Source organism: Anaerofustis butyriciformans (assembly GCF_036289385.1).
GTDB classification, from domain to species: Bacteria; Bacillota; Clostridia; order Eubacteriales; family Anaerofustaceae; genus Anaerofustis; species Anaerofustis butyriciformans.
Window position 1 is genome coordinate 39,214 of record NZ_JAYFFH010000009.1, and the last position, 24,158, is coordinate 63,371.

19 protein-coding genes are annotated in these 24,158 nt (G+C 27.8%); 14 read left to right on the forward strand and 5 right to left on the reverse strand.

Features of this window, described 5'->3' with window-relative positions; translation table 11 throughout:
• Positions 1–7: 7 nt before the first annotated feature.
• From V2W16_RS10295 to V2W16_RS10315, 5 genes are read left to right on the forward strand one after another with little or no spacing between them, the layout of a single operon-like run.
• Positions 8–1,657, forward strand: a complete 1,650-nt coding sequence (locus tag V2W16_RS10295; RefSeq protein ID WP_329385465.1) for a DAK2 domain-containing protein — start codon at positions 8–10, stop codon at positions 1,655–1,657.
• Between the two features lies 1 nt (position 1,658).
• Positions 1,659–3,686, forward strand: coding sequence for an ATP-dependent DNA helicase RecG (gene recG / locus V2W16_RS10300; protein WP_329385468.1), 2,028 nt, complete (start codon positions 1,659–1,661; stop codon positions 3,684–3,686).
• An 11-nt stretch (positions 3,687–3,697) separates the two neighbouring features.
• The gene (gene rsmD, locus V2W16_RS10305) at positions 3,698–4,240 is read left to right on the forward strand and encodes a 16S rRNA (guanine(966)-N(2))-methyltransferase RsmD (RefSeq protein ID WP_329385470.1); all 543 of its coding nucleotides are present in this window, start codon (positions 3,698–3,700) and stop codon (positions 4,238–4,240) included.
• Complete coding sequence (gene coaD / locus V2W16_RS10310) at positions 4,241–4,729, forward strand: pantetheine-phosphate adenylyltransferase (protein ID WP_329385474.1); 489 nt, start codon at positions 4,241–4,243, stop codon at positions 4,727–4,729.
• Positions 4,729–5,220 (forward strand): BAR domain-containing protein, encoded by a 492-nt coding sequence (locus tag V2W16_RS10315; RefSeq protein WP_138268021.1) that lies wholly within the window; start codon positions 4,729–4,731, stop codon positions 5,218–5,220. Before coaD ends, V2W16_RS10315 begins: the two co-directional genes overlap by 1 nt.
• 12 nt (positions 5,221–5,232) lie before the next feature.
• On the opposite strand, the gene V2W16_RS10320 is transcribed toward V2W16_RS10315, so the two are convergent.
• Genes V2W16_RS10320 through murI form a run of 5 tightly spaced genes read right to left on the reverse strand, consistent with a single transcriptional unit; the run spans position 5,233 to position 15,198 of the window.
• Positions 5,233–6,324 carry a hypothetical protein gene (locus V2W16_RS10320; protein WP_329385477.1) on the reverse strand — a complete coding sequence of 364 codons (1,092 nt, stop codon included), beginning with the start codon at positions 6,322–6,324 and terminating at the stop codon, positions 5,233–5,235.
• 14 nt (positions 6,325–6,338) lie between these two features.
• Positions 6,339–7,532, reverse strand: a complete 1,194-nt coding sequence (locus tag V2W16_RS10325; protein WP_329385480.1) for a nucleotidyltransferase — start codon at positions 7,530–7,532, stop codon at positions 6,339–6,341.
• 1 nt (position 7,533) lies between these two features.
• Positions 7,534–11,049: a helicase-exonuclease AddAB subunit AddA gene (gene addA / locus V2W16_RS10330; RefSeq protein ID WP_329385483.1), complete on the reverse strand. Its 3,516-nt coding sequence runs from the start codon at positions 11,047–11,049 to the stop codon at positions 7,534–7,536.
• A complete protein-coding gene (locus V2W16_RS10335; RefSeq protein WP_329385486.1) occupies positions 11,036–14,380 on the reverse strand; it encodes a PD-(D/E)XK nuclease family protein in 3,345 nt (1,114 codons plus the stop codon). Before V2W16_RS10335 ends, addA begins: the two co-directional genes overlap by 14 nt.
• 8 nt (positions 14,381–14,388) lie before the next feature.
• On the reverse strand, positions 14,389–15,198 hold the full coding sequence (murI, locus tag V2W16_RS10340) for a glutamate racemase (protein WP_329385489.1): 810 nt from the start codon (positions 15,196–15,198) through the stop codon (positions 14,389–14,391).
• Positions 15,199–15,293: 95 nt separating this feature from the next.
• Between murI and V2W16_RS10345 the strand changes: the two genes are divergently transcribed.
• The 9 genes from V2W16_RS10345 (at position 15,294) to V2W16_RS10385 (ending at position 23,820) form a co-directional block, all read left to right on the forward strand.
• Positions 15,294–16,178: a hypothetical protein gene (locus V2W16_RS10345; protein ID WP_329385492.1), complete on the forward strand. Its 885-nt coding sequence runs from the start codon at positions 15,294–15,296 to the stop codon at positions 16,176–16,178.
• Positions 16,179–16,239: 61 nt separating this feature from the next.
• A complete protein-coding gene (greA, locus tag V2W16_RS10350) occupies positions 16,240–16,716 on the forward strand; it encodes a transcription elongation factor GreA (RefSeq protein WP_253230289.1) in 477 nt (158 codons plus the stop codon).
• 17 nt (positions 16,717–16,733) lie between these two features.
• Positions 16,734–18,644 (forward strand): lysine--tRNA ligase, encoded by a 1,911-nt coding sequence (gene lysS / locus V2W16_RS10355; RefSeq protein WP_329385497.1) that lies wholly within the window; start codon positions 16,734–16,736, stop codon positions 18,642–18,644.
• 73 nt (positions 18,645–18,717) lie between these two features.
• On the forward strand, positions 18,718–19,161 hold the full coding sequence (locus tag V2W16_RS10360) for a GNAT family N-acetyltransferase (RefSeq protein ID WP_138268030.1): 444 nt from the start codon (positions 18,718–18,720) through the stop codon (positions 19,159–19,161).
• A 119-nt stretch (positions 19,162–19,280) separates the two neighbouring features.
• A complete protein-coding gene (locus V2W16_RS10365) occupies positions 19,281–19,727 on the forward strand; it encodes a zinc ribbon domain-containing protein (RefSeq protein ID WP_329385502.1) in 447 nt (148 codons plus the stop codon).
• 402 nt (positions 19,728–20,129) lie between these two features.
• Positions 20,130–21,458 (forward strand): hypothetical protein, encoded by a 1,329-nt coding sequence (locus V2W16_RS10370; protein WP_329385505.1) that lies wholly within the window; start codon positions 20,130–20,132, stop codon positions 21,456–21,458.
• A 33-nt stretch (positions 21,459–21,491) separates the two neighbouring features.
• Entirely contained in the window at positions 21,492–21,728 is a 237-nt protein-coding gene (locus tag V2W16_RS10375) for a hypothetical protein (RefSeq protein WP_329385508.1), read from the forward strand.
• Positions 21,729–21,870: 142 nt separating this feature from the next.
• On the forward strand, positions 21,871–22,233 hold the full coding sequence (locus tag V2W16_RS10380; protein WP_329385511.1) for a hypothetical protein: 363 nt from the start codon (positions 21,871–21,873) through the stop codon (positions 22,231–22,233).
• Between the two features lie 99 nt (positions 22,234–22,332).
• Positions 22,333–23,820 (forward strand): NAD(P)H-hydrate dehydratase, encoded by a 1,488-nt coding sequence (locus V2W16_RS10385; RefSeq protein ID WP_329385513.1) that lies wholly within the window; start codon positions 22,333–22,335, stop codon positions 23,818–23,820.
• Positions 23,821–24,158 lie beyond the last annotated feature (338 nt).

The following is a 24,158-nucleotide window of genomic DNA, read 5'->3' on the forward strand; positions in this document are numbered from 1 at the left end:
GTAAAAAATGATAGATTCAAAAATGTTTAAAAAAGTATTAAAAGGGGCATATGCTAACCTAGAAAATAATAAACAAATGGTTAACAATCTAAATGTTTTCCCTGTTCCTGACGGTGATACAGGAACAAATATGTCTTTAACGGTTAAAACTGCCGTTGAAGAAATGAGTAAGGTTACATCTGATAAAATCGGCGATATTGCTGCAAGCATGTCAAGCGGAGCTTTAATGGGAGCAAGAGGAAACTCAGGTGTTATTTTATCACAACTTTTCAGAGGCTTTGCAAAAGGTTTAAAAGACGTAAAGGAAATTGATATTGACTCTTTAATAGGAGCATTTGAGCTTTCTACAAAAATGGCTTACAGAGCCGTTATGAAACCAACTGAAGGAACAATCCTTACAGTTGCAAGAGAAATGTATGAATTTGCTAAAGAACACGGTAATAGCTATTCTTCAGTAGAGGATTTTATTTCTCATGTTCTTGAAGCAGGTGAAAAATCTCTTCAAAATACACCAAATCTTTTACCTGTATTAAAAGAAGCAGGCGTTGTTGATGCCGGAGGTAGAGGTTTACTTTGCTTATTTGAAGGTGCTTTAAAAGTTTTAAAAGGTGAAGAAGTTGTATTTATTGATGTTGAAGATGTAGAAAAAGAAGAAAGCGGAGTACAAGGCTTTGAAATAGATTCTTCTGATATTAAATTTGGATACTGTACTGAATTTTTAATTAAGGTTCATGAAGAAAATTTAAAATATGAAAGCGCTATTACTGCAGCATTAAAAGATAAACTTACTCCAATCGGAGATTCTTTGGTTGCTGTTCATGATAATGGAATTATTAAAATTCATGTTCATACAAATGTGCCTTGGAATGCAATGAAGATGGCGGCTACTTGTGGTGAACTTTCAAAAATTAAAATTGAAAATATGAGAGAACAACACAGTGAGCTTATTTTGAAAGAAGCTGAAGAAGCAAAAGAAGAAGAAAAATATTCTAAAGAAGAAAAAGACTTCATCTTTATTGGTGTTGCTGCCGGAAGCGGTATGAGCAAAATCCTTAAAGATCTAGGTATGGACTATGTTATTGAAGGAGGACAAACAATGAATCCTTCAACTCAAGACTTCTTAGATATAATTGAAAATACAAATGGTAAAAATTATATTTTAATGCCAAATAATAAAAATATCATAATGGCTGCAAGTCAAGCTAAAGAAATAAGCGAAAAGAATATTGAAGTTGTAAAAACAAGAACAATTCCGGAAGCTATTTCTGCTTTAATGGTATTTGATGCAACATCTTCTTTAGCTGATAATGCTGAAAATATGACAGATGCAATAAGCGAAGTTAAAACAGGTCAAGTAACATTTGCCGTAAGAGATACACAAATTGGTGATACTGTAATTTCAGAAGGTGACATTCTTGGTATATTAGGTTCTGATATTGTTTGCGATACAAAAGATGTTTCAACTGCAACAGTTGAGTTGATTGATAAAATGGTTGATGAAGACAGCGAACTTATTAGTATTTACTATGGTGAAGATATAAAAGAAGAAGATGCAAACAAAGTTGCTGAAATAGTTGAAGAAAAATATGAAGATTTAGATGTTGAAATAACATACGGCGGACAGCCATTATATTACTATATTGTAAGTGTTGAATAATATGAGTTATGAATTAACAAACCTTAAGGGTGTAGGAGAAAAGAAAGCCTTAGAGCTTAATAATTTGGGCATTTTTTCCCTAAAAGAACTTATTGATTACTATCCAAGAACCTATGAAGTGATTGGTGATGCAAAATATATAAAAGATGCAAAACAAAATGAGAAAGAACTTATTAAATGTACTTTTGTAGAAGTTCAAAAGACGAGGATAGTAAGAAGAAATTTAAAAATAACAAAAATAAAATTTGAAAGTGAAGGTAGTATATTTTATGCTACCTTCTTTAATAATCCCTATATTTCTTCGTTCTTTAAAAGAGATGAAGAATATAAACTTTATGGTAAAGTTGAGAAAAAGGGGAATTATTATGAAATGGTTTCTCCAAAGTATGCAAAGTTAAATGATGAAACATCTATAAAAAGCGGACTTAATCCTGTTTATCCGTTAAGTAATAAAAGCAAAATAACAAATAAAGAACTTAAGAAATTTGTTTTAAATGCATTAGATATTATGACAATAAAGGATTTTATTCCGGAATATATAAAAGATGAGTATAATTTATGTTCATTATATGATGCATATAAAGGAATTCATAATCCAAAGAGATTAGGTGATACTCTTAAAGCCAATGAACGTTTGACTTTTGATGAGTTTTGTGGATTTAATTTATCTATGATACTAAATAAGAATCTTAATATGGGTGTTAAGGGAGAGATAATAGAAATAAATTACAAACAAGATTTCTTAGATAAACTTCCCTTTACACTTACTGATTCTCAAAATAAAGTTATAAAAGACATAGAAGATGATTTTATGTCTGGAGTAAAGATGAATAGACTTGTTCAAGGGGATGTAGGAAGCGGTAAAACAGTTATAGCCATGTATGCGGTATTTTTAGCTGTTATGAGCGGATATCAAGCAGTTTTTTGTGCTCCTACAAAGATACTTGCTTCTCAGCACTTTGAGAAAATGAAAGAAATCTTTGATAATTTTAATATAAGAATGGAATTTCTTTATTCCGGTATGACAGCTAAAGAAAAACGTTTGGCTTATGAGAGAATAGAAAGTGGAATAAGTAATGTAATTGTAGGTACTCATGCAGTTTTTTCAAAGAAAGTAAAATACAAGAATTTGGCTCTTGCTGTTATTGACGAGCAGCATAGGTTTGGGGTTATGCAAAGAGGGTTTTTAACAAAAAAAGGGGATAGCGTTCATACTCTTGTAATGAGTGCAACACCTATTCCAAGAACATTGGCTCTTAGTATTTACAAAGACCTTGATGTGAGTATAATAGATAAAAAACCTTCCGGCAGAAAAGAAATAAAAACATACTTTAAAGATTATTCATATTATGACAGAGTATATAGATTTGCTGTAAAGCAGATTAGTGAAGGAAATCAGGTATATGTTGTTTGCCCATCAATTGACAGTGAAGATTTAAAAGCTGCAGAAAATATTTATGAAAAATTAAATAAAACGTATTTTAAGAATATTAACACAGCATTAATTCACGGAAAAATGGCAGAAGATGAAAAAGACAGAATAATGGATGATTTTTACAGAGGGAAAATAAAAGCATTGGTTTCTACAAGTGTAATAGAAGTAGGTATAGACAGTAAAGATGCAACACTTATCATTATAGAAGATGCTGATAGGTTTGGACTTGCTTCTCTTCATCAATTAAGGGGAAGAGTTGGAAGAAATGACAAAGAAAGTTATTGTATACTTTTAAGTAATAATCAAAGTAAAAAGAGTATTGAAAGGCTAAGTTTTTTATCAAAGAATACCGATGGGTTTAAAATAGCTCTTTATGATTTGAAAACCAGGGGAAGCGGCGATATTCTTGGTGTAAGACAAAGCGGGAAAGACGGATATAATATATATAAACTTATTGAAAACAGCGAGCTTTTTAATAAGGCAAAAGATGCAATGGAAGATATTCTAAACGACAATACAAATGAAAACAGAGATTACTTAAAATATATAAAAGAAAAATACAGCAGTATTTCAAAGAATATTACATGGAATTAGAGGAAAAATAAATGAGAGTTATCGGTGGGAAAATGAGAGGAACGAATCTTGACAGTCCAAAAGACAGAAGAGTTCGTCCTACAACAGATAGAATAAAGGAAGATTTATTTAATATTCTTATGCCGTATATTCCGGAAAGTAAATTTTTGGATTTATTTGGCGGTAGTGGTGCAATAGGTATAGAAGCAATAAGCCGTGGGGCGGATAAAAGTTATTTTATAGATAATAACATGGACAGTATAAGACTTATAAGAAGAAATATAAAGAAAACGAAATGCGAAGAGTTTTGTAAGGTTATAAAAAAAGATGCATTAAGTTTTGTTAATAATACAGAAGAAAAATTCGACGTTATTTTTCTAGATCCTCCATATAAATATGAAAAACTAAAAATTTTGATAGAAAATATAGTGAAATGTGATATACTATGTAATAATGGTATATTGGTTGTAGAGCATGACAAAAATATACCAATTGGAGAATTTGAACATTTAACAAAAATCAGATCAAAGTCTTATTCACTTACAAGTATCGATTTTTTTGTTTGGGAGGATTAGATGAAAAAAGCAATATATGCAGGAAGTTTTGACCCAATAACAAACGGACATTTGGACATAATAAAAAGAGGGGCAAAAGTTTTTGATAAGATTTACGTTGTACTTATGGAAAACACAAAAAAAACCCATCTGTTCTCTTTGGAAGAAAGATTATCGTTGCTTAAAGAAAGCGTAAAAGAACTTGGTGATAAAGTTGAAGTAGATTTTTACACGGGACTTATAGCAGATTATTGCAATATAAAAGATACTTATATTTTAATTAGAGGTTTAAGAGCCTTAACTGATTTTGAATATGAATTCCAAATGGCTACTATAAACAGAAAGCTTAATAAGGAAGTTGAAAGTGTCTTTTTCGTAGCAAGTAATAAATATACCTATGTTTCTTCTAGCAATGTAAAACAAATTGCTGAATTCGGAGGGGATGTTTCTTCTATAGTACCTGAATGTGTAAACAATGCACTTATAGAAAAATATAAGGGAGAGGAATAATGAAAGTTTTAGAATTATTGGATAAATTGCAAGATTTAGTGGAAAATGGGGCAACAGTTCCTTTTTCAACAAAAATAATTGTTGACCCTGATGAAGTTTTAGATTTGTTGGATGAAATAAGAGCAGAAATGCCTGGAGACTTAAAAGATGCAATCAGAATTACTGAACAAGAAAAAATGATTGTTGACGGGGCTCAAAGAGAAGCAAATAAGATTATGAATGCAGCTGAAAGAAAAGTTAAAGAGCTTATTGATTCTGATGAAATTACGAGAAGTGCATATAATAAAGCTCAAGATATGTTAAAAAAAGCAAATACAGAATCTTTAAATATGAGAATAGGTTCAATCGAATACTCTGCTGCAATGCTTAAAGACTTACAAGATAAGTTAAGAGAAATGATGAATACAATTGAAGATAATAAAATAGAGTTAAAAGAACTTAGAAAATCTGCAATTAACAGCAGACCACCGGAAGTTAACGAAGAAAAATAAAAAGAGATATTTTTATATCTCTTTTTTTAATATCACCGCTGAAACTGTGATTATAAAAGTATATATTACACAAAAGAAAAAGACTGATGTAATACTATATGGAAAAGGTAGAAAATTGCTTACGGCAAATGTAGTTATTTCTCCTCTTAAAAATATAAAGCTTAATATATAAGAAATAATAGCCGATATACTTCCAAGAATTATTTTTGAAATTATATATTTTAATATATTTAAGTCGGTATTTACTATAAAAGATATACATTGCATATTTGCACAAAAGCCACCAAATGATAGAAGGAATGTAATTGATGAAATTATTAGGGGTAGAGGAATTATATTAATGGTACTTAATGCTTTAATTCCGTTTGTCATTTCAATTAGACCCTTTATAAAAGCGGATAAAAATATATGTAACTTAAATGGAAGATGTTCACTAAAAAAAATAGTATTGTCTATTAAATTTATTACAAGAGAAAAAAACATTATATATCCCATTACGCTTAAAAGAGTATTTAGTGAATTAGTAATACTGTCGGAAAAAATTTTCCCTATATTATAATGTTTTTTATAATTTGAATGTGAAATATTTATTTTTGTTTCTTTATCATATTTAAAAAATATTTTAGCGTATATAAATAAAGCCGAGTATATGCTTATTAACATTATAACTGCACTAACTGGTAAATTTAAAAAGATACTACACACCGTGCCTATTACAAAGATTGGTCCTGGGGTAGAGCATATTGATATTAGTTTTGAGGCTTGTGGTTTTGTAAGTTTATTATTAAGATACATATCACAAACAGATTTGCTTCCTATTGGATATCCGCAAATAATACTTGTAATTAAGGGATAAGCACCTATTCCACTTGTTCTAAAAAATTTAGTCATAAAAGGGGAAAATATTTTTGCCATATATTTTGCATAATCAAGTTTGAAAAACATATTTGAAATAACTAAAAAAGGAAATAATGAGGGCAGTACTCCGTTAAAAAAGAGTATTGCCCCGTCTTTTATTGCATTCACTGCATTTTTTGTATTTAAAATTAAATATAATAATAAAATAATTAAAATAATAAAATATAAAATTCTTTGTTTTTTCATATTTTATTTATATGCTATCTATCAAGATAAAATGCCTGCTTGTAAAAATCCAGATTGAATTTATCTAAATCAATATTATATATATTGTCTGCCTTAATATTTTTTTCAATTATTTCTCTGTCTGTTTCATTTAGTTTATATATATCTTTGTTTAGATTATTAAATATCTGAATTCCGTTTTGTTTTATTTCTTTTAAAAGAGTTCTTCCTTTGTTATCAAAGGCAAGAACTTTGATATAACCGGGAGTATGATGTTTATATTTATCAAATTCTTTTTTTTGATAATTTGTAAGAATATGAATTAAAATTCTTCTTATTCTGTTTTTTGTATATCTTTTGGTAGATATTAAATTTATAAAACTTTCAACATCATTTGAATGAAAAATATTATTGTATATTCTGTTGTTTAGTCCTATTTCTACATCAGTATAATTATATAAGTCATCTTTGTTCATTGACATAATTATGCTTTTTAAAGTAAAGAAATAATCTTCCAATATCTTAACATGAGGAATATTATTATAAGTTTTTATTGCATTAATTGGAACATAGTCGCTGATGTCTTCACCTTTTAGAATTTTTTCCCTTATACCGTAAGCACTTAAAAAACTGTCTAAACTATCTGTGCTTTTGTAAGAAGAGGTTCTTTTAATTGGATAAGGAATTATCAATGAATTAAGGCTTATAAGTTCTTTAATATATTCTAATGCCAATATATTATTGGGCTGTTTTATAAAAGAAATATCTTTATTTAAAAGTTTATTTAATGCTTCTTGCTTTGATTCAATATAAGATTTTCCTTTTGATAAATTATCTTTTAATATTTCTTTAAATACATCGCTTTCTTTGAGTAAAATCTTTGCAATTTGAATTGTTTCTCTAAGTTTTGAGTTGTCTTCCATTCCAAAACAAAGATAATTTATTATTCCGAGGCTGTTTAATATTCTTACAGAAGAGGAAGCAAAAATTTCTGCCGTTGTGCAAGCATAAACAAAAGGCAGCTCTATAACAAGATTAGCACCGTTTTTTACTGCCATTTCAGCTTTTTTGTATTTATCAATGATTGATAATTCCCCTCTTTGGGTGAAGTTTCCACTCATTATACAAACTACGTTGTCGGCATTAAGATTTTCTTTTATTTTTTCTATTTGATATTTATGTCCGTTATGAAACGGGTTGTATTCAGCTATTATTCCGGCTGTTTTCATTTTATACCTCTGTTATTATGTTTTTACTTAAAAAGTATAGATAACTATGAGAGACTTTTTTATTCATTAATGTAGTTATTGCCTTTTTATAATAATTTATTTGAAGTTTATATTCTTTAATAAGCGTTTCTTTTTCTTTATCTGTTTTAAAATAGTTGGTTTTATAATCAACTAAAATCATATTTCCATTTTCATCTTCAAATGTAAGGTCAATAATTCCTTGAACTAGTACATCTTCATCGCTCTCAGTCCATTTGTCAGAAATATCTTTTGCAGGTATCGCAAGGTTAAAAGGAAGTTCCCTATATATTTTTTTTGAGTTTAATAATTGTTTGCCTATTTCACTTTCAAAAAACTTATATACATATTCAATATCAATGCTTTCATATTCTTTTTTAGAAAGTATTTCTTTTTCTATTAATTCATTAATTTGATTATCAATATTATCTCGTAAATTGCTATCTTCTTTTAATTTATTTATATCAATTGTCTCAAAAATAAAGTGAATAATAGTTCCTTTTTGTGCTGCCGATATTTCCGTTTCTTCTTTTAGGAAATCAGGTTCTTCTTTTATTGTAATGACATTGTTTCCAACTTCCAAAAGTTCTGTGTTTTTTAAACTGCTTACACCTGCTTTTCTTGGGATTTTAGTATCTATAATATTTTTATACTTATAATTTAGATTTTGAATTATTAACTTACTAAAATCTTCATTAATAAATTTTTCGTTTTTTGTTGTTTTATCTTCGTTATTATTAGTATCCGTTAATAAACTGTTTATATCATTGTTATATATTATAAAGTTTTTATCTTCAAAAACAATATTTTCTTTCGTATTAAAATGTTTATTATAAAGGATTGCTTTAACTATCCAGTCTAAATATGTTTTAGAATTTTTTATATTTGCCCTTGTTATTTCTTTAGGTATTTTTTCTAAGATATCTTCAATTTTAGCCTTTGATGTTATTATTAATTTTTCCTTTGCTCTTGTAAGGGCAACGTAAAGTAAACGCATTTCTTCACTTTTTAGTTCTTGTTTTTCAAGTTCATTTGCGGCAATTTTTGAAATACTGTTTATTTTTATTTTATTGTCTAAATCTATTAGGCTAGGGCAAAGTCCCAAATCTTTATTTAGAACGATATTTTCTTTTAGGTCTCTTTCATTAAAAGTCTTGCTTGTATCCATTAAAATAACTATTGGAAATTCAAGTCCTTTGCTTGCATGGATTGTAGTGAATTTTACACTGTTATCACTGTTTTCATTTAAGGCTATACCTGATTCATTTCTTTCTTTTGCATAGTCCATAAATTTAATAAATCCATATAAACCTTCATTTGAAAAGTTTTCGTATTCTTTTGCTTTGGTAATAAGTGCTTTAAGGTTGTTTTCTCTGATATTACCAAAAGGAAGAGCTTTTACATATTCTGTAAAAGAAGTCTTTTCATAAATATCTTCGATTAAATCACTGACAGACATATATAGACTTTTAGAGCTATATTCGTTTATTATATTTATCATATTTATTACTTTATTTTTAAGTTCTATATTGTCATTTTCTTCTTTAGTGAAATTTTCAACGCATTTATAATAATATTTTTCTTTTGAGTATAATTTTATTTCCAGTAGTTCCTCTGTGGAAAAATTAAAAATAGGACCTCTCATAACTCCAAGTAGTGACAAGTCGTCTTTGAAATTATTTATTATATTTAAGAAGTCTTTAATTATTGATATTTCGTGTGTTTTAAAATATTCCGTTTCTTTTTCGCTGTTTACGGGAATTGAATATTTGTTAAATATTTCTTTTAAAGGTTTTATTTTTGTATTGGCACTTCTTGCTAGAATGCAAATATCAGAAAATTTTGTTTTCCTGAATTTCTTAAGTTCACTATCATATATATCTTGCTTTATTAAATTGTTTATTAACATTGCCAGGTATGTGTATTCTTTTTCGTCATTTGTTAAAGGTTTGTCAAAATAATCTTTATCATTTTCATTTTCTTTTAAAAAGTGAAGTTCTATTTTACTTTCTATTTCTTCATCTCTTCCAGGGATAAGCTTTTCATTTTCGTTATAGTCTATTTTACCTATCTCTTTTGACATTATTTTTGAAAATAATTCGTTGATTCCTGATATGATATTTTTATTTGTTCTAAAATTTGTATTCATATATATTATTTCGTTTATATCATTTTCTTTTTCATATCTTTCTAAACGATTTATGAATACTTCAGGTTCTGCTTGTCTGAAACGGTATATACTTTGTTTTACATCACCTACGGTAAAAAGATTATTTTCTTTAATGATTTTTGTTATGATTGCTTCTTGTACAAGGTTAGTATCCTGGTATTCGTCTACAAAAACGAAATCAAACTTGTTTACAATTTCTTTTCTTGCATTTTCATTGTTAAGTATTTCAAGGCAGAGATGTTCAATATCATTAAATTCCAAAACACCCTTTTCCTTTTTTATTTCTTTATAGTAATAATCAAAATCAATCAAAGCTTTTTCGATTGTCTGCATTTGAGGATAAAGATTATTGTTGATTTTTAACATATCTTCAATAGAAAAAGCATATAAATTATTTATGATATTTTTTATTGTATCTTTTGCTAAATTCCTTTTTTGTGTTATTTCATTTTTTATTTGGGGATCGAGTTTATTTGTTCCTACAATTCTTGCTCTAAATATATCACCCATTTTTAAGCTGAAAACTTTGTTGGAATTATTGTCAAAATCTCTTTTTAAAAGTTTTATATTATTAACTTCTTCATTTAATAAGTCTATTAATTTTTCATTTGCTTTGTAAAATTTTGCTTTTTCCAAAGCTTCATTTAGTAGATTAAAAGAAAGTTCAATTCCGTCATAAGCTTCTTCTTTAATTATTTTAAAGGCAAGACTTTCTTTAAGCTCTTCTTCGTTTTGATTGAAAAATTCTACTTTTTCATGAAGCCATTTAAAAGGAGATGGTCTATTGTATATAAAAGTATATATGCTTTTTAATTGTTCCTTAAAATAGTCTTCATTTGTACGTGAAAAAGAATAATTTAATGAGGTTTGAATGAACTGTTCATCATTATTTTCATATCTATCATTAAACAGTTTTTCAAAAGCTTCATCCATAAGCATGTCTACATTTGTATCCGTTATTATTTGAAAAGATGGGTCTATTTCTACAATATGGTAATATTCTCTTATAATATTTATACATAGAGAATGAAGAGTACTGATATTTGCACTTTCTAAATTTGAAATTTGTTCAAATAAAAACTTTTTGTCGCTTTTTTCTTCTTTTAATTTTTCATAAAGAAGTTTTCTTATTTTTTCTTTCATTCCGTTTGCAGCAGCATTGGTAAAAGTTACTACAAGAAATTTATTAATGTCGATTTTATTTTCAAGCATTAATCTTATTATTCTGTTTGTTAAAATTGCAGTTTTACCACAGCCTGCCCCTGCGCTTACAAGGAGGTTTTTTCCGTCGTTATTTATTGCTTTATATTGACTTTCAGTCCATTTCACTTTCACTTTCCTCCTTTATAAGTTTTAATATGTCTTCTGCTTTTGCTTTTGGTAGTTCATTAAATTTATTATCTTTAAAGCAAGTATCAAAATGACATATGTTTTCATATTTACAATACTCGCATGGTGTTTCATTTGCTTTTTTATATGGAGTTATTGATATTTTACCATTTATAATATTATCGGAAATTTCTTTTGCTAAATTCGTAGCATGATTTATTAAGTTTGATAAATCTTCTTTTGGAATAACTTTATTTCTTTTGCTTTTAAGTTTCTTTACTATTCCGTTGTTTTCATCATCGTCAATATTATTTAATATATCCGTATTATCAATAACAACTCCGTCAATTTGGTTTTCTTCTGCTTTATCTATTAATGTTTTTAAATCCTCTGAATTTTTTACGTTTGTTATTTCAGGTGAGATTCTAAAATATAATGCACCGGCAGGTTCGCTATTATTATTTAATGTTGTTGCTGCAAGGTATATTGGAAGCTGCATATTTATTCCATAATAACTCTTTGAGAAATCGAATGTTTCTCCTTTTGTTTTATAGTCTATTACCTTTACATATTCTCCGTCATCAGCCTTATAAGTATCTATTCTGTCTATTTTCCCTTTAATGCTTACAATATTGTTTTCTTTTGTTACGAAGCTTAAATCATTTTCTTTATCTTCACCGAATTCACTTTCGCATTTTGAAATGTGAAAATTGCTTCTTCTTAACTGTGTAACTATATTTGAAAGGGCAAAGGAAGAATTTCTAAGAAGTTTCTTCTTAAAATAAGCACTGTTTACAATTTGTTTTACTTTCCCTTTTGAATATTTTTCTGTTACTTCTTTAGTTATTTCTTTTGTTAAATCATTAAGTTCTTTTGAAGTAATTTTGTTTACGTCAACTTCATTATTTATTATTTTATTTGAGAAAACGTATATAATCTCATGTAAGATATTTCCTATATCCGGGCTGTTTAATTCAAGTTTTTTTCGTTCAATTGGGGAGATTATATATGAAAGAAAATAACTGAAAGGACATTTTGCATAAGTTTCAAGCTGGCTTATGCTGGTTATCATTTTGCCGTTATATATTTCATTAATAAGTTTCTTATTAGAAATTTCTGAGTTGTTACTAAAGTTTATAGCGCTTTCCATTATGTCAATATAATTTTTTCCCAAGTTATCATTTTTATAAATATCATAAACTTCTTCCCAAAGATTATTCACTTCGTTGTTTTCACTTTTATTAATTTTATTATTTATTAAATGTTTAAATGTAGCATCAAAATTTGATATTAAACTTAAATTATCATCTAAATTATCTTTATTAAAAGTTTTTGTTCTAATGTTTGGCATAATGTTTTTTATTCGCATTATAATAGAACTTTCGGTCAATTCATCACCGGAAGGAGAAAGTATAGGATAAGAAAAATAAATGTGTTTTTGTGTTTTTAAAATCAACGATGTCAAAAAGTATTTTTCTTCCTGTTGTTTATATTCATTTGTACTTCTTATTTCTACTCCGCTTTCTATTATTTGAAGTTTTTCCTTGTTAGAAAAAATACCTCCTGATTGGGCAAAGTTTGTTGGGAGTATGCCGTCATTTACACCTAGAATAAAAAGATATTTTATGTCGCTGCTTCTGGAACGTGATAAAGTAGCGATATTTACGCTGTCTATGGTTGATGGGATTATACCTATTTTTAATGCTTTAAATCCGCTTTCCATTATTTTTGCATATTCTTTTAAGCTTAGTTTTTCTTCGCCAAGGAAGTTATAAAGCTGTTCAAATATATTTATTATGCTGTTATAAATTTGTGCGTATTTATTTGCATTTGTATAGTCATCTTTTTCTTCAAAGTCTTTTACTATTCTTTTTATTTTTTCATCTAATCCAAAATCTTTTAAGAATTTATAAAATACAGTAGTTGTTTCTTTTACATTTTTAGTATTTTTAAAGTTTTCTTTTAAAGTTATAAGAGGTAAAATAAATGCATCTTTTTTCTCATTCAAATAATCTAAATTATAGTCATTAAACTTATTGTTTCTTTTAAAGTCTTTAAGCCACATTGTTCCTTTTATGCCAAATTCCAAAGTATAATTTTCAAAGGTTTCGATGTCGTCTTTTGATAAATCTGTAAGCCCTGTTTTTAAAAAAGAAATTATATCGTTCGTTTGGAAGTTACTGCTTATTATATTTAATATTTTTATTATTCCTCTTAATATATTTGTGTCTATTACATTTGATGTATTGTCTAAGAAGTAATTTATTTTATATTTATTGAAAACTTCACTTATGACATTTTTATATGTTTCGTAATCTGAAGGCAAAACTTGTATGTCTCTATATAAAGCATTTTCCTCTTTTATAAGCTTTAAGATATTTATTGCTGTATTTTCAACTTCTTCGTATAGACTTGAGGCTTTAAAAATTTCAATATTTGTTACTTTGTCTTTATATTCCTTTGTGTCATATGAAAAAATATTATCTGCAAGGAATTTTAAATCTTTTTCTTTTTCTTCTTCATTTTGTGTTTGAATATTAAATTCTTCATTGCATTTATCTGCAAGTTTATGTAACTTATATATTGTATTTTCTACTATTTTATAAGCAGGGGAGCTTTTTATATCATCTTTTGCGGTAAATAAAAAAGTTTGATTAATTTCCCTTTTGCTTATAGCTTCTATAAGAGAATAAATGTTTTTATCGAAAGACTCAAAACCAAAGTAGTAAATTTCGCTGTTATCCAAAAATCTTGCTTTATCTAAATTTTGGCTTGCATGAAATGTTAAATCGTCAGCATCCCAAAAATCAGTGCCTAAAAAGTTATTATATCTTTCATAGATTTTATGAATATCATGAGTCTTTTTATATAGGAAATTATTCTTATTTTCTTCATCTGAAAATTTATCCGGGTTTAAATCTTCACCGGTTACATTGTTTTTCTTGAGTTCAGAAAAAAGTTCACATACATTTTCGTTAAAAGATGCATTATTTGTAAGTCGGTTAAAGCATATAAGTTCTTCTTTTAATTCATTTAAAATAAAGCTAAGAACCATGCTTTTCCCGCTTTCGTCTAAGGTTTTTGGCACTTCGCTTTTTGTCTTTGTAAGTATTCTGTTTGAAAGTCTTTTAATACTTAAAACCTCAATGTCAATAAGTCCTTTTGCTGTTAATTTATCTGTAAGCATTCGTTCTGCTTCTACTGTAAATTGTTCCGGAACTAAAAAGAGAATTTTATTTATTTCATTATTCTCTTTTAAAGTTCTCTTAATATCTCTGCTGGCTTTGAAAAAGGCTTTTTCTTCAATGTAACTGGTTATTATATTAATCATTTTCTTTATTAATCATCCTCAAATAATTTTATTTTTTCAAGTTTGTCTATGTTTATTTTTAATCTTTTTATATATGAAACGAATTCTAAAATATCTGCTGTTGTATAAAGAGATTTATAGCTTTCTTTTGTTTCGTTTAAGAAATCATAGTCTTCCAAATATTTTTTTACATTTCTTACCATTTGTTCCGCAGGGTCTAAAAGAGTAAGGTTTTTATATATTTCGTTTATTTCACTTTCTATTATTGGGAAATGTGAACATCCTAAAATTAATTTTGATACATCTTTGTTTTGATCTACTATTGGCTGTATACATTCTTTTATAAGTTCATTAAGTAAGGGTTTATTTTCGATTTGAGAGTCTATTACCTTTGGAAGTCTTGTTGAGTCGTTTGATATAATTTTAATATTTTCGTTTACTTTATGAATTTCTTTATTATATGATCCGCTTTCTACGGTAGCTTTTGTTGCAATAAGCCCGATTAAATTATCATTTTCTTCTTCGCATTTTTTTAGGGCATATTCGCTTCCTGCTTTAACAATACTAAATAAAGGCACATTTGCATTAAGACTTTTAATATGAGATGAAATAGTATTGCAGGCAAGTAAAACAGCTTTTACATGATGTTTTTCAAGAAAAGCTATCATTGCATTTGCATATTTAATTATGTCTTCTTTGCTTTTGTTTCCATAAGGCATTCTTTTTGTATCGCCTATGTAAATTATATTTTCATTAGGTAGGAGTTTTTCTGTTTGTTTGAAAACGGTAAGTCCTCCCACTCCACTGTCTAAAATGCCTATTGGTAGATTATTACTCATTAAAATTGACCTCTTTTTATAATAAATTTGAATTACTGTGATTATTCTATCATAAAAAACATAACATTAAAACAAGATAATTGAAGGAGAAGCCTATGAAGTTATGTTATATGCTGGATATTGATAAGTATGAGGAAAAATTTCCTTGTTCTAAGTGTAATAATCTGTATGAAAGGTTGTATCAAATGATTTTTAAACAAAGGAGAGTAAAAGGTCCTTTTTTAATTAAAAACGGTTCCTTTAAAGTTGTGGGGAGTGTTTTCTTGGTGGATTTTAATAATTTCATATCAAATAGGAATTTAAGATTAATAAATAATTATTTTGATAATGAAGAGGGGTTTATATGTCTTCCGAGAGATTTTAATGTAAAATATTTTTCAATGTGCAATATTCCATATATTCATGATGAAGATATATATTTTATTGCTTTCTTTTTAAAATTAAAAAAAATGGTAAAAGATGCACAAAAAATACAGGTTGGGGTTTGTTTGGATAAAAATACAAATTATGAATATATAAAGATGATTTGTGAATATTTTCCACTTGTAATATTTTTTGTTAATAATCCTTATATTGGGGAAAATATTGCAAGTAATATTCTAAAAGATACGGGAAGCAGTATATATGTAAGTAAAAGTATATCTTCAATGAAAAAATGCGACTATATATTTGATTTAAGCAAAGAGATGTTAAGCGATAAAATAAATCATATAGAATGTGAAAATTATATTTCTTTATTTAAAAAGAATGAATATATAGATTGTAAGAGGATAATTAACGATGTAAAAATTATTCCAAGTGGTTTTAATATTCAAAATATAGATATTGATTATTTTGATTTATCCTTTGTAAAAGGTCTTATATTATTAGAAAATAATGCAAACGACAAAAAAGATATATTAAATATTAATTTAGAGGAATTTTTACATAAAAAATCTTTAAAAATGCGGTTTTTTAATGGGTTTAAGCTCTTGACATGATTAATTTGAGTTATTATAATAAGTCCATTAGTATAAATGAAAATATAGTTAAGAGGTAGTTTTGATGACTGGTAAAGAAGTAATCTTATCAAAAGAAGGATATAAAGAATTAGAAGAAAGATTAAATTACTTAAAGGACGAAAAAAGACATGAAGTTGCTTTGAAAATCAAAGCAGCCAGAGAATTCGGAGATTTAAGTGAAAATGCTGAATATGATGAAGCAAAACAAGAACAAGGATTTATTGAAGGCGAAATAAGAGAAATTGAATATAAATTAAAACATGCGTTAATTTTTGATGATGAAACAAAAACAAAAGATGTTGTTTCTCTTGGAAGCAAAGTAAAAGTTTATGATACTGATTTTGATGAAGAAGTTGAATATATTATTGTAGGAAGTGAAGAAGTAGACTTAGACAACAATAAGATTTCAAATGAATCTCCTATTGGAAATGCTCTTTTAGGTAAAAAAGTTGGAGAAGTAGCAAAGGTTAAACTTCCTGATGGAATAGTTGATTTAAAAGTTTTAGAAGTAGAATAAGAATGGAGAGATGATAAATGAGTAGTGATTTTTATGAAAATGTTCCTGAAGTAGTTAAAGTAAAGATTGATAAATTTAAAGAACTTACAGCTCAAGGAAAATATCCTTATAAAGAATGCAGATTTGAATATAATGCATTATGTAAAGATATTAATGAAAAGTTTGAAGAATACGACGGCAAGGAAGTAAAAATTGCAGGTCGTCTTATGTCAAAAAGAGGACAAGGTAAGGTTGGTTTTTATGATTTAATGGATTCAACTGATAAAATTCAACTTTTCATAAAAAAAGATGTTGTTGGCGAAGAAGAATATGCTTTAATTAAATCTTACGATATAGGGGATATTCTTGGAATAGACGGAGAAGTATTTAAAACTCAAAGAGGTCAAATTTCTGTTAGAGTTAAAAAGGTAACAATGCTTAGTAAATCTATTCAAGTTTTACCTGAAAAATTCCACGGACTTAAAGATCCTGAACTTAGATATAGACAAAGATATGTTGATTTAATAATGAACCCTGAAGTAAAAGATGTTTTCTTAATGCGTTCAAAAATCGTAAAATGCATGAGAGATTTTATGGATGGAGAAGGTTTTATTGAAGTTGAAACTCCTGTTCTTGGAACGCTTGCGGGAGGTGCAAATGCAAGACCGTTTATTACTCATCATAATACTTTGGATATTCCAATGTATATGAGAATTGCTACGGAACTTCCTTTAAAAAGACTTATTGTTGGCGGATTTAACAGAGTATACGAAATAGGAAGAATTTTTAGAAACGAAGGTATGGATGCTACTCATAATCCAGAATTTACCACTATGGAATCATATCAATCATATGCAGATTTTAACGATGTAATGGAAATGATTGAAAAGATGTTTGATTACATTTCTACAAATACTGTAGGCAGTGATACAATAACATATGGAGAACATGAAATTTCTCTTAAAGCACCATTTAGAAAAGCTAAAATGGTTGATTTAGTAACAGAAGCAACAGGTGTTGATTTTGATAAAATAACAGATATTGAAGTTGCAAGAGAAGAAGCTAAAAAATTAAATGTAGAACCTGAACCTGATTGGGGAATTGGTAAAATTATCGAAGAATTATTTGAAGAACATTGTGAAGCAAATTTAATTCAACCTACATTTGTAACACATAATCCGGTTGAAATTTCTCCACTTGCTAAAAAATGTCTTGATGATGATAGATATACTCAAAGATTTGAACTATTTGTTGCAGGTCATGAATATGCAAATGGATTTAGCGAACTTAACGACCCATTTGATCAAAGAGAAAGATTTGCAGCACAAATGGAAAAGAAAGCAACAGGGGATGAAGAAGCTCATCCATACGATACAGACTTTATCAATGCTCTTGAAGTTGGACTTCCTCCAACAGGCGGTGTAGGTGTTGGTGTAGACAGACTTGTAATGCTTCTTACAAATCAAAGTTCAATAAGAGATGTAATCTTATTCCCAACAATGAAACCACTTGACAGTGTAAATACTAAAGTTAGTGAATCTAATGTAGAAGTAAAAGAAGAGGATAAAAAGATTGATTTTTCAAATGTAAAAATCGAACCTCTTTTTGAAGAAATGGTAGATTTTGAAACATTCTCAAAATCTGATTTCCGTGCTGTAAAAATCGAAAACTGCGAAGAAGTTCCAAAGAGTAAAAAACTTTTAAAATTTACTCTTAATGATGGAACAGACCGTAAACGTACAATCTTAAGCGGTATTCGTGATTATTATAATCCTGAAGAATTAATAGGTAAAACAGCTATTGCAATAGTAAATCTTCCACCAAGAAAAATGATGGGGATTGATTCTGAAGGTATGCTTATATCTGCAGTACACGAAGAAGATGGAAAAGAAGGATTAAATCTATTAATGGTAGATGATAAAATCCCTGCAGGTGCAAAATTATATTAAGACATAAATTAAAATAAGTGGGCAGCTTGGTAATACAAGCTGTCTATTTTTATAATTTTAAACGGTGAGAAAAATGAAAATAAGAAAGTATAGACCTTCAGACTGTGAAGAAGTAATAAAGTTATTTTATGATACGGTTCATAATATAAATAAAAAAGATTATACCAAAGAACAGTTAGATGTATGGGCGACGGGAAAAGAAGATTTAGAAAAGTGGAATAGTTCATTAGAGAAACATTTTACTTTGGTTGCTACTAATAATGGAATGATTGTAGGGTTTGGAGATATGGATAGAACGGGATATCTTGACCGCTTGTATGTTCATTCAAAGTATCAAGGTGTTGGGATTGGAAGTTCTATTTGTGATTTATTAGAAAAATATGTAAATGAAAAAATTGTAACTCATTCCTCAATTACAGCAAAAACATTCTTTGAAAAAAGAGGGTATAAAGTTGTGAAAAAACAACAAATAAACAGGCAGGGAATTATTCTTGTTAATTATGTTATGGAAAAGTAATTTTATTTATAAATTTTATGGGGTCATATATTTATATATAATCAATTGCAGCAACAAACAGTTGCTTGTTAGAAGATTGTATTAATATTATAATGCTTTTAAAGGTGGAGGTTATTAATATGGATACAAAAGATATTATTTATAAACTTAGAAAAGAAAAAGGAATGTCTCAAGAAGAACTTGCAAATAAGGTGTATGTTACAAGACAGGCAGTATCTCGTTGGGAAATGGGAGAAACTCTGCCTAATACTGAAACACTAAAATTATTATCAAATGTTTTTAATGTTTCAATTAATACTCTTTTAGGTTCTCCTATAAAACTTATTTGTCAGTGCTGTGGTATGCCTCTTGATGATTCTATAATAAGTAAAGAACCTAATGGTGAATTTAACGAAGAGTATTGTAAATGGTGTTATAATGAAGGGGAATTTACTTATCATAATATTGATGAGCTTATCGATTTTTGTGTAGAGCATATGTACATAGAAAACTATACTAAGAAGCAGGTTAGAGAATATATGAAAGATATGTTGCCGAAATTGAATTATTGGAAAAATCAAAATTAAATAATTAGAGAAATTTAGATGTTTTGTAGGTTTTAAGTGTTTAAATTAGTAATTTTGCTTGAATCTTAAAAAAATTTATGATATATATAGTATACTTTTTGTGACATACGAATAATAATACAAATATAGAAGATTATTGTATTGTTGTTCGTTTTTTTTATGTTTTTTGTATTTTTATAGGTATTTTTGTAATAGCTTTTCATTGTTACATTATATATAAATTTGTAATTTTATTATATTTAAGGTTATTTAACTTATTAGATAATAATTTATGACAAAAGGAATTTTCGATTATACAATCATTAATTTTTGATATGCTTATAAGTTTAATTTTGTAATTTGCAGTTTGTTAATTTAGTCTTTAAAAAAAAGTATTTTATAAAATATACAGGAGGGGAAATAATGAATAAAAGTTTCGATGATCGATTAAATGAGGGAAATGATAATGATTCTATTGAAAATTCTACAAATAATATTGAGAATGTAATATCAAATGAATCTGATAAAAGTGAAAATTGTAGTTTGATTTGTCCTGAATGTCATACGGAGTATTCTGATAATATAAATCAGTGCAGTAAATGTGGATATATATTTAGTAAAGAGAATGATGATGATAAAGAAGAAAGTGACACAAAGGATATAGAAAATAAAGTTTTTGAAGAAGGGATTTCTGAGGAAAAAAGTTCTGAAAAAGAAAAAATATCGACTGTAAAAGATAAAAAAAATAAATACCTTAGCTTGAAAATTTTATTAGGTATTGTATCTGTATTTTTTGTAATTCTTTTTATAATCAATGTTAATGCTAAAGAACTGATGAAAGGCTGTTTTGATATAAATACGGCAACACCAGCGGGGGTTGCGAACTTAAGGTATTATGCTCCTGCAGGTTGGTCTGTACATAAAGAAAACGATCAAGTTGTAGATGGTTCTTTATATAATGCTTATGCAACATATCAAGTTAAAGATAAAAAAGTGGCAACATTATATATAAAATATTATGGTGAAATTGATGAGAAAGATATATTAAAAACCGTAAAAAAAGATTTTACATCTCATGACAGTGATTATACAAGTATTACTGTTTCTGGTTGTACTGAGGCTTATAAAATTCATTCTTATGTTAATTCTAATAATGAATTATTTACGGGAAGGGTTTTATATTTGAAAAATAGGTTGTTTGTTATTTATGGAGTTGCTACTAAAAAATATTTTGATGAAAAGGAATTTGAAAATATCTTTAATGCTTGTGATACTTTAGATTTTCATCCTATAGAGTTATGTGCTAATAAATCTTGTATGAATAAACCGATTGAAGGCTATAAGTATTGTAAAGACCATGCATGTCTTACTCCAGGATGTTATGCCGGGGCAGAATCTGACACTAGATTTTGTACAGAGCATGAGCAATGTACCTATTCTTATACAGAAGATGTTCCTGATTTTGGCGCAATATCTGGAATAGATGAGGATAGCTATGAATCTGAACTATTAGCAAGTCTGACTGATGGTGAGGCAGGCGCATATGTCTACTATTTTGAGGATAATAAACAAAATAATGAAATTTTTGAAGCATATGAACAATTACTGTTTTCAAAGGGGTTTAAGAAGAAAGGTGATTTAAAAGATACAGCTACTTATATTAATGATACATCACGTATGGCTATTCTATTAACAGAGTGTGTAGAAGAAGATAATAGAGGTGATATGATCCTTATGATAATTTATTCTTAGTTAAAATATAATAAATAATAAAAGGAGGAAATTATGAAAAAATTTATTTTATGTTTGTTTTTGTCAATGTTATTAATGTTAACTGGGTGTGGAGGAGGTTCCGGTAGTTCGTATGATGATTCAAGTACTTATGATAACTCTACTACATACGAAGACCCAAGTACAGGTGAAACATATACTGAAGATGAAATGATAGATTTTTATAATGGTATGGAAGAAGGATATGAATCCGGAGAATGGGATTCTGAAAACGGGTTTTATCAACCTTAATATTATTTTAATTAAAATATAAAAATAATCTGTTTATAATTAGCAAGGAGGTTAAATTGGAAGGTAATAGTGGTTGTGGATCATTTCTTACAACGGTTTTTGCAATGATTGTTGCTCTAGTCATATTTTCCATTTTTGGGTAATGAGCAAAAAAGAAAATATAGTTGTAATTCTTTTGTTTTTATTGTTATATTTTATTAATCAAATTTTTAAGAATACTATCCCAATGAATTTAATAGGGACTTTTTTATCTTGCTATTTTAATGATATTATTGGGGGAGCAGTGTTTATAGCATATTGTAATATTATTTTATCCCTTAATAAAAAGAAGGTTCTGAGTTTGTGTAAAATTGAATTGTTTTTATTCATTTGTGGAGTTTTTTGGGAATATATTACTCCAATTTATAGGGTTGATACAGTATCTGATATATGGGATATTGCTGCATATATGATTGGGGGAATACTATATTGGTTAATTGAAAGGTTTAAAAATTATGTATATTAAAATAAAAAAAGTATTAAAAGATTGTTTTTAACAATCTTTTTTATTTTATATATTGTTAATATGATAAAATATATATATAAGTTTAAAAGGAGCTTAAAAATGATAAAAGTTTTATCTGTTGAAAATATGAGGAAAAGCGATGCTTATACAATAGAAAATTATATTTCAAGTAAGGAACTTATGTATAAAGCAGGGTTAGGAGTATTTAAAAGCGTAAAATGGAAAGGTAGTGTTGCAGTCGTATGTGGCAGTGGTAATAATGCAGGAGACGGATATGTTATAGCAAGTTTATTACATGAAAACAATATTCCTTGTACCATATTTTTAATAAAAGAAAAGTTTTCAGAAGATGGGAAGTTTTATTTTGATAAATGTGTTGAAGCAGGGATAAAAGTAGAAATATGCAGTGAAGAAACTACCTTTGAAAATTATGATATGATAGTTGACTGTATACTTGGCACAGGCTTTAGGGGAGATGTTAGAGGTTTAGCAGGTATGATTATCCATGAAATCAATAAAAGCGGTGCATATGTCGTTTCAGTGGATATAAATAGTGGTCTAAACGGAGATAGCGGTATGAGTTCGTTATGTGTTGAATCTGATTTAACTGTTTCCATTGGGGATTATAAATTAGGACACTTTTTAAATATGGCAAAAGACGTAATAAAAAATAAAGTGAACTGTGATATTGGAATAAAACCTGTTGATGAACCTTATTATTTAATTGAAAAAAATGATTTAAAAGAAATTTTTAAGGAAAGAAAAAATTATTCAAATAAAGGCAGTTATGGATATATTGCATTAATAGGTGGATGTAAGAAATACAGCGGAGCAATAAGGCTTGCATATATGGCTAATGCAGCTATGCGCTCGGGTGCAGGCGTTGTAAAAGTAGGGTTGCCTGATAGTATAAGCTCTGATGTAACATCTCATATTTTAGAAAGCACTCTTTATCCTTTGAAAGATAAAAACGGAGAAATAGAATTTGATGAAAAAGAAATTGACGGACTAATTAAAGGAGTAAAGCTCGTTGCTTTTGGAATGGGGGTAGGGTTAAGTGATGAAACTTATAAGGTGTTAAAATATATTTTAGAAAATTATGATGGCAAACTTGTTGTTGATGCAGATGGATTAACTATGCTTTCAAAGATGGATGAAAATATATTTGAAAAAACAAAGTGTAAATTAATTCTGACTCCTCATATAAAAGAATTTTCACGTTTAACCGGTCTTACCATAGATGAAGTACTTGAAAATCCATTGAAAATAGCAATGAATTATGCAAGGGAAAAAGGTGTAATTTTGTTATTAAAAGGACCTAGTACTATTATAACAAATGGTGGAAAAGCATATATAACAGATAGAGGTTGTGTAGGAATGGCTACTGCAGGAAGCGGTGATGTGTTATCTGGTATAATTTCCGCAGTGTGCGCATATAATGATGATTTATTGCTTTCTACAGCAGGCGCTGCATATATAAACGGTAGAGCCGGAGAATTGGCACAGAAAAAAATAAATTCTATAAGCATGATTGCTAGCGATACAGTAAATAACATTGCCGAAGCGATAAGTGAAATAATAAAATAAAGGTATATAATTCTTTAAAATGTAAATAATGTAAATTGTAAGAGTCAAATATTAATAATAATTGTAAAAAATATTGTAAAAAACTGTAAAAAAGGTATTGACAGATAAGTAATAAAGTGATAATATAACAAAGCTGTTTCGAGCGGTAAGCTGAAAAAGCATACGAGAAGAAGTCAATGAAAAAAATGACAAAAAAAGTTAAAAAGTAGTTGACAAGATATTGAGTATGTGGTATTATAATTCAGCTGACTCTGAAAGAGGCGGCGAGATAATAAGACAAAAGAATAAAAGAGAAAAGATGATATGAATTGCTATATGCAAATTTAGTCAGTGAGATT

Bases quoted from the DNA above. Each gene is read 5' to 3' on its own strand.
- V2W16_RS10295 (WP_329385465.1), top strand. From the start codon at position 8: ATGATAGATTCAAAAATGTTTAAAAAAGTATTAAAAGGGGCATATGCT.
- recG (WP_329385468.1), top strand. From the start codon at position 1,659: ATGAGTTATGAATTAACAAACCTTAAGGGTGTAGGAGAAAAGAAAGCC.
- rsmD (WP_329385470.1), top strand. From the start codon at position 3,698: ATGAGAGTTATCGGTGGGAAAATGAGAGGAACGAATCTTGACAGTCCA.
- coaD (WP_329385474.1), top strand. From the start codon at position 4,241: ATGAAAAAAGCAATATATGCAGGAAGTTTTGACCCAATAACAAACGGA.
- V2W16_RS10315 (WP_138268021.1), top strand. From the start codon at position 4,729: ATGAAAGTTTTAGAATTATTGGATAAATTGCAAGATTTAGTGGAAAAT.
- V2W16_RS10320 (WP_329385477.1), bottom strand. From the start codon at position 6,324: ATGAAAAAACAAAGAATTTTATATTTTATTATTTTAATTATTTTATTA.
- V2W16_RS10325 (WP_329385480.1), bottom strand. From the start codon at position 7,532: ATGAAAACAGCCGGAATAATAGCTGAATACAACCCGTTTCATAACGGA.
- V2W16_RS10335 (WP_329385486.1), bottom strand. From the start codon at position 14,380: ATGATTAATATAATAACCAGTTACATTGAAGAAAAAGCCTTTTTCAAA.
- murI (WP_329385489.1), bottom strand. From the start codon at position 15,198: ATGAGTAATAATCTACCAATAGGCATTTTAGACAGTGGAGTGGGAGGA.
- V2W16_RS10345 (WP_329385492.1), top strand. From the start codon at position 15,294: ATGAAGTTATGTTATATGCTGGATATTGATAAGTATGAGGAAAAATTT.
- lysS (WP_329385497.1), top strand. From the start codon at position 16,734: ATGAGTAGTGATTTTTATGAAAATGTTCCTGAAGTAGTTAAAGTAAAG.
- V2W16_RS10360 (WP_138268030.1), top strand. From the start codon at position 18,718: ATGAAAATAAGAAAGTATAGACCTTCAGACTGTGAAGAAGTAATAAAG.
- V2W16_RS10365 (WP_329385502.1), top strand. From the start codon at position 19,281: ATGGATACAAAAGATATTATTTATAAACTTAGAAAAGAAAAAGGAATG.
- V2W16_RS10370 (WP_329385505.1), top strand. From the start codon at position 20,130: ATGAATAAAAGTTTCGATGATCGATTAAATGAGGGAAATGATAATGAT.
- V2W16_RS10375 (WP_329385508.1), top strand. From the start codon at position 21,492: ATGAAAAAATTTATTTTATGTTTGTTTTTGTCAATGTTATTAATGTTA.
- V2W16_RS10380 (WP_329385511.1), top strand. From the start codon at position 21,871: ATGAGCAAAAAAGAAAATATAGTTGTAATTCTTTTGTTTTTATTGTTA.
- V2W16_RS10385 (WP_329385513.1), top strand. From the start codon at position 22,333: ATGATAAAAGTTTTATCTGTTGAAAATATGAGGAAAAGCGATGCTTAT.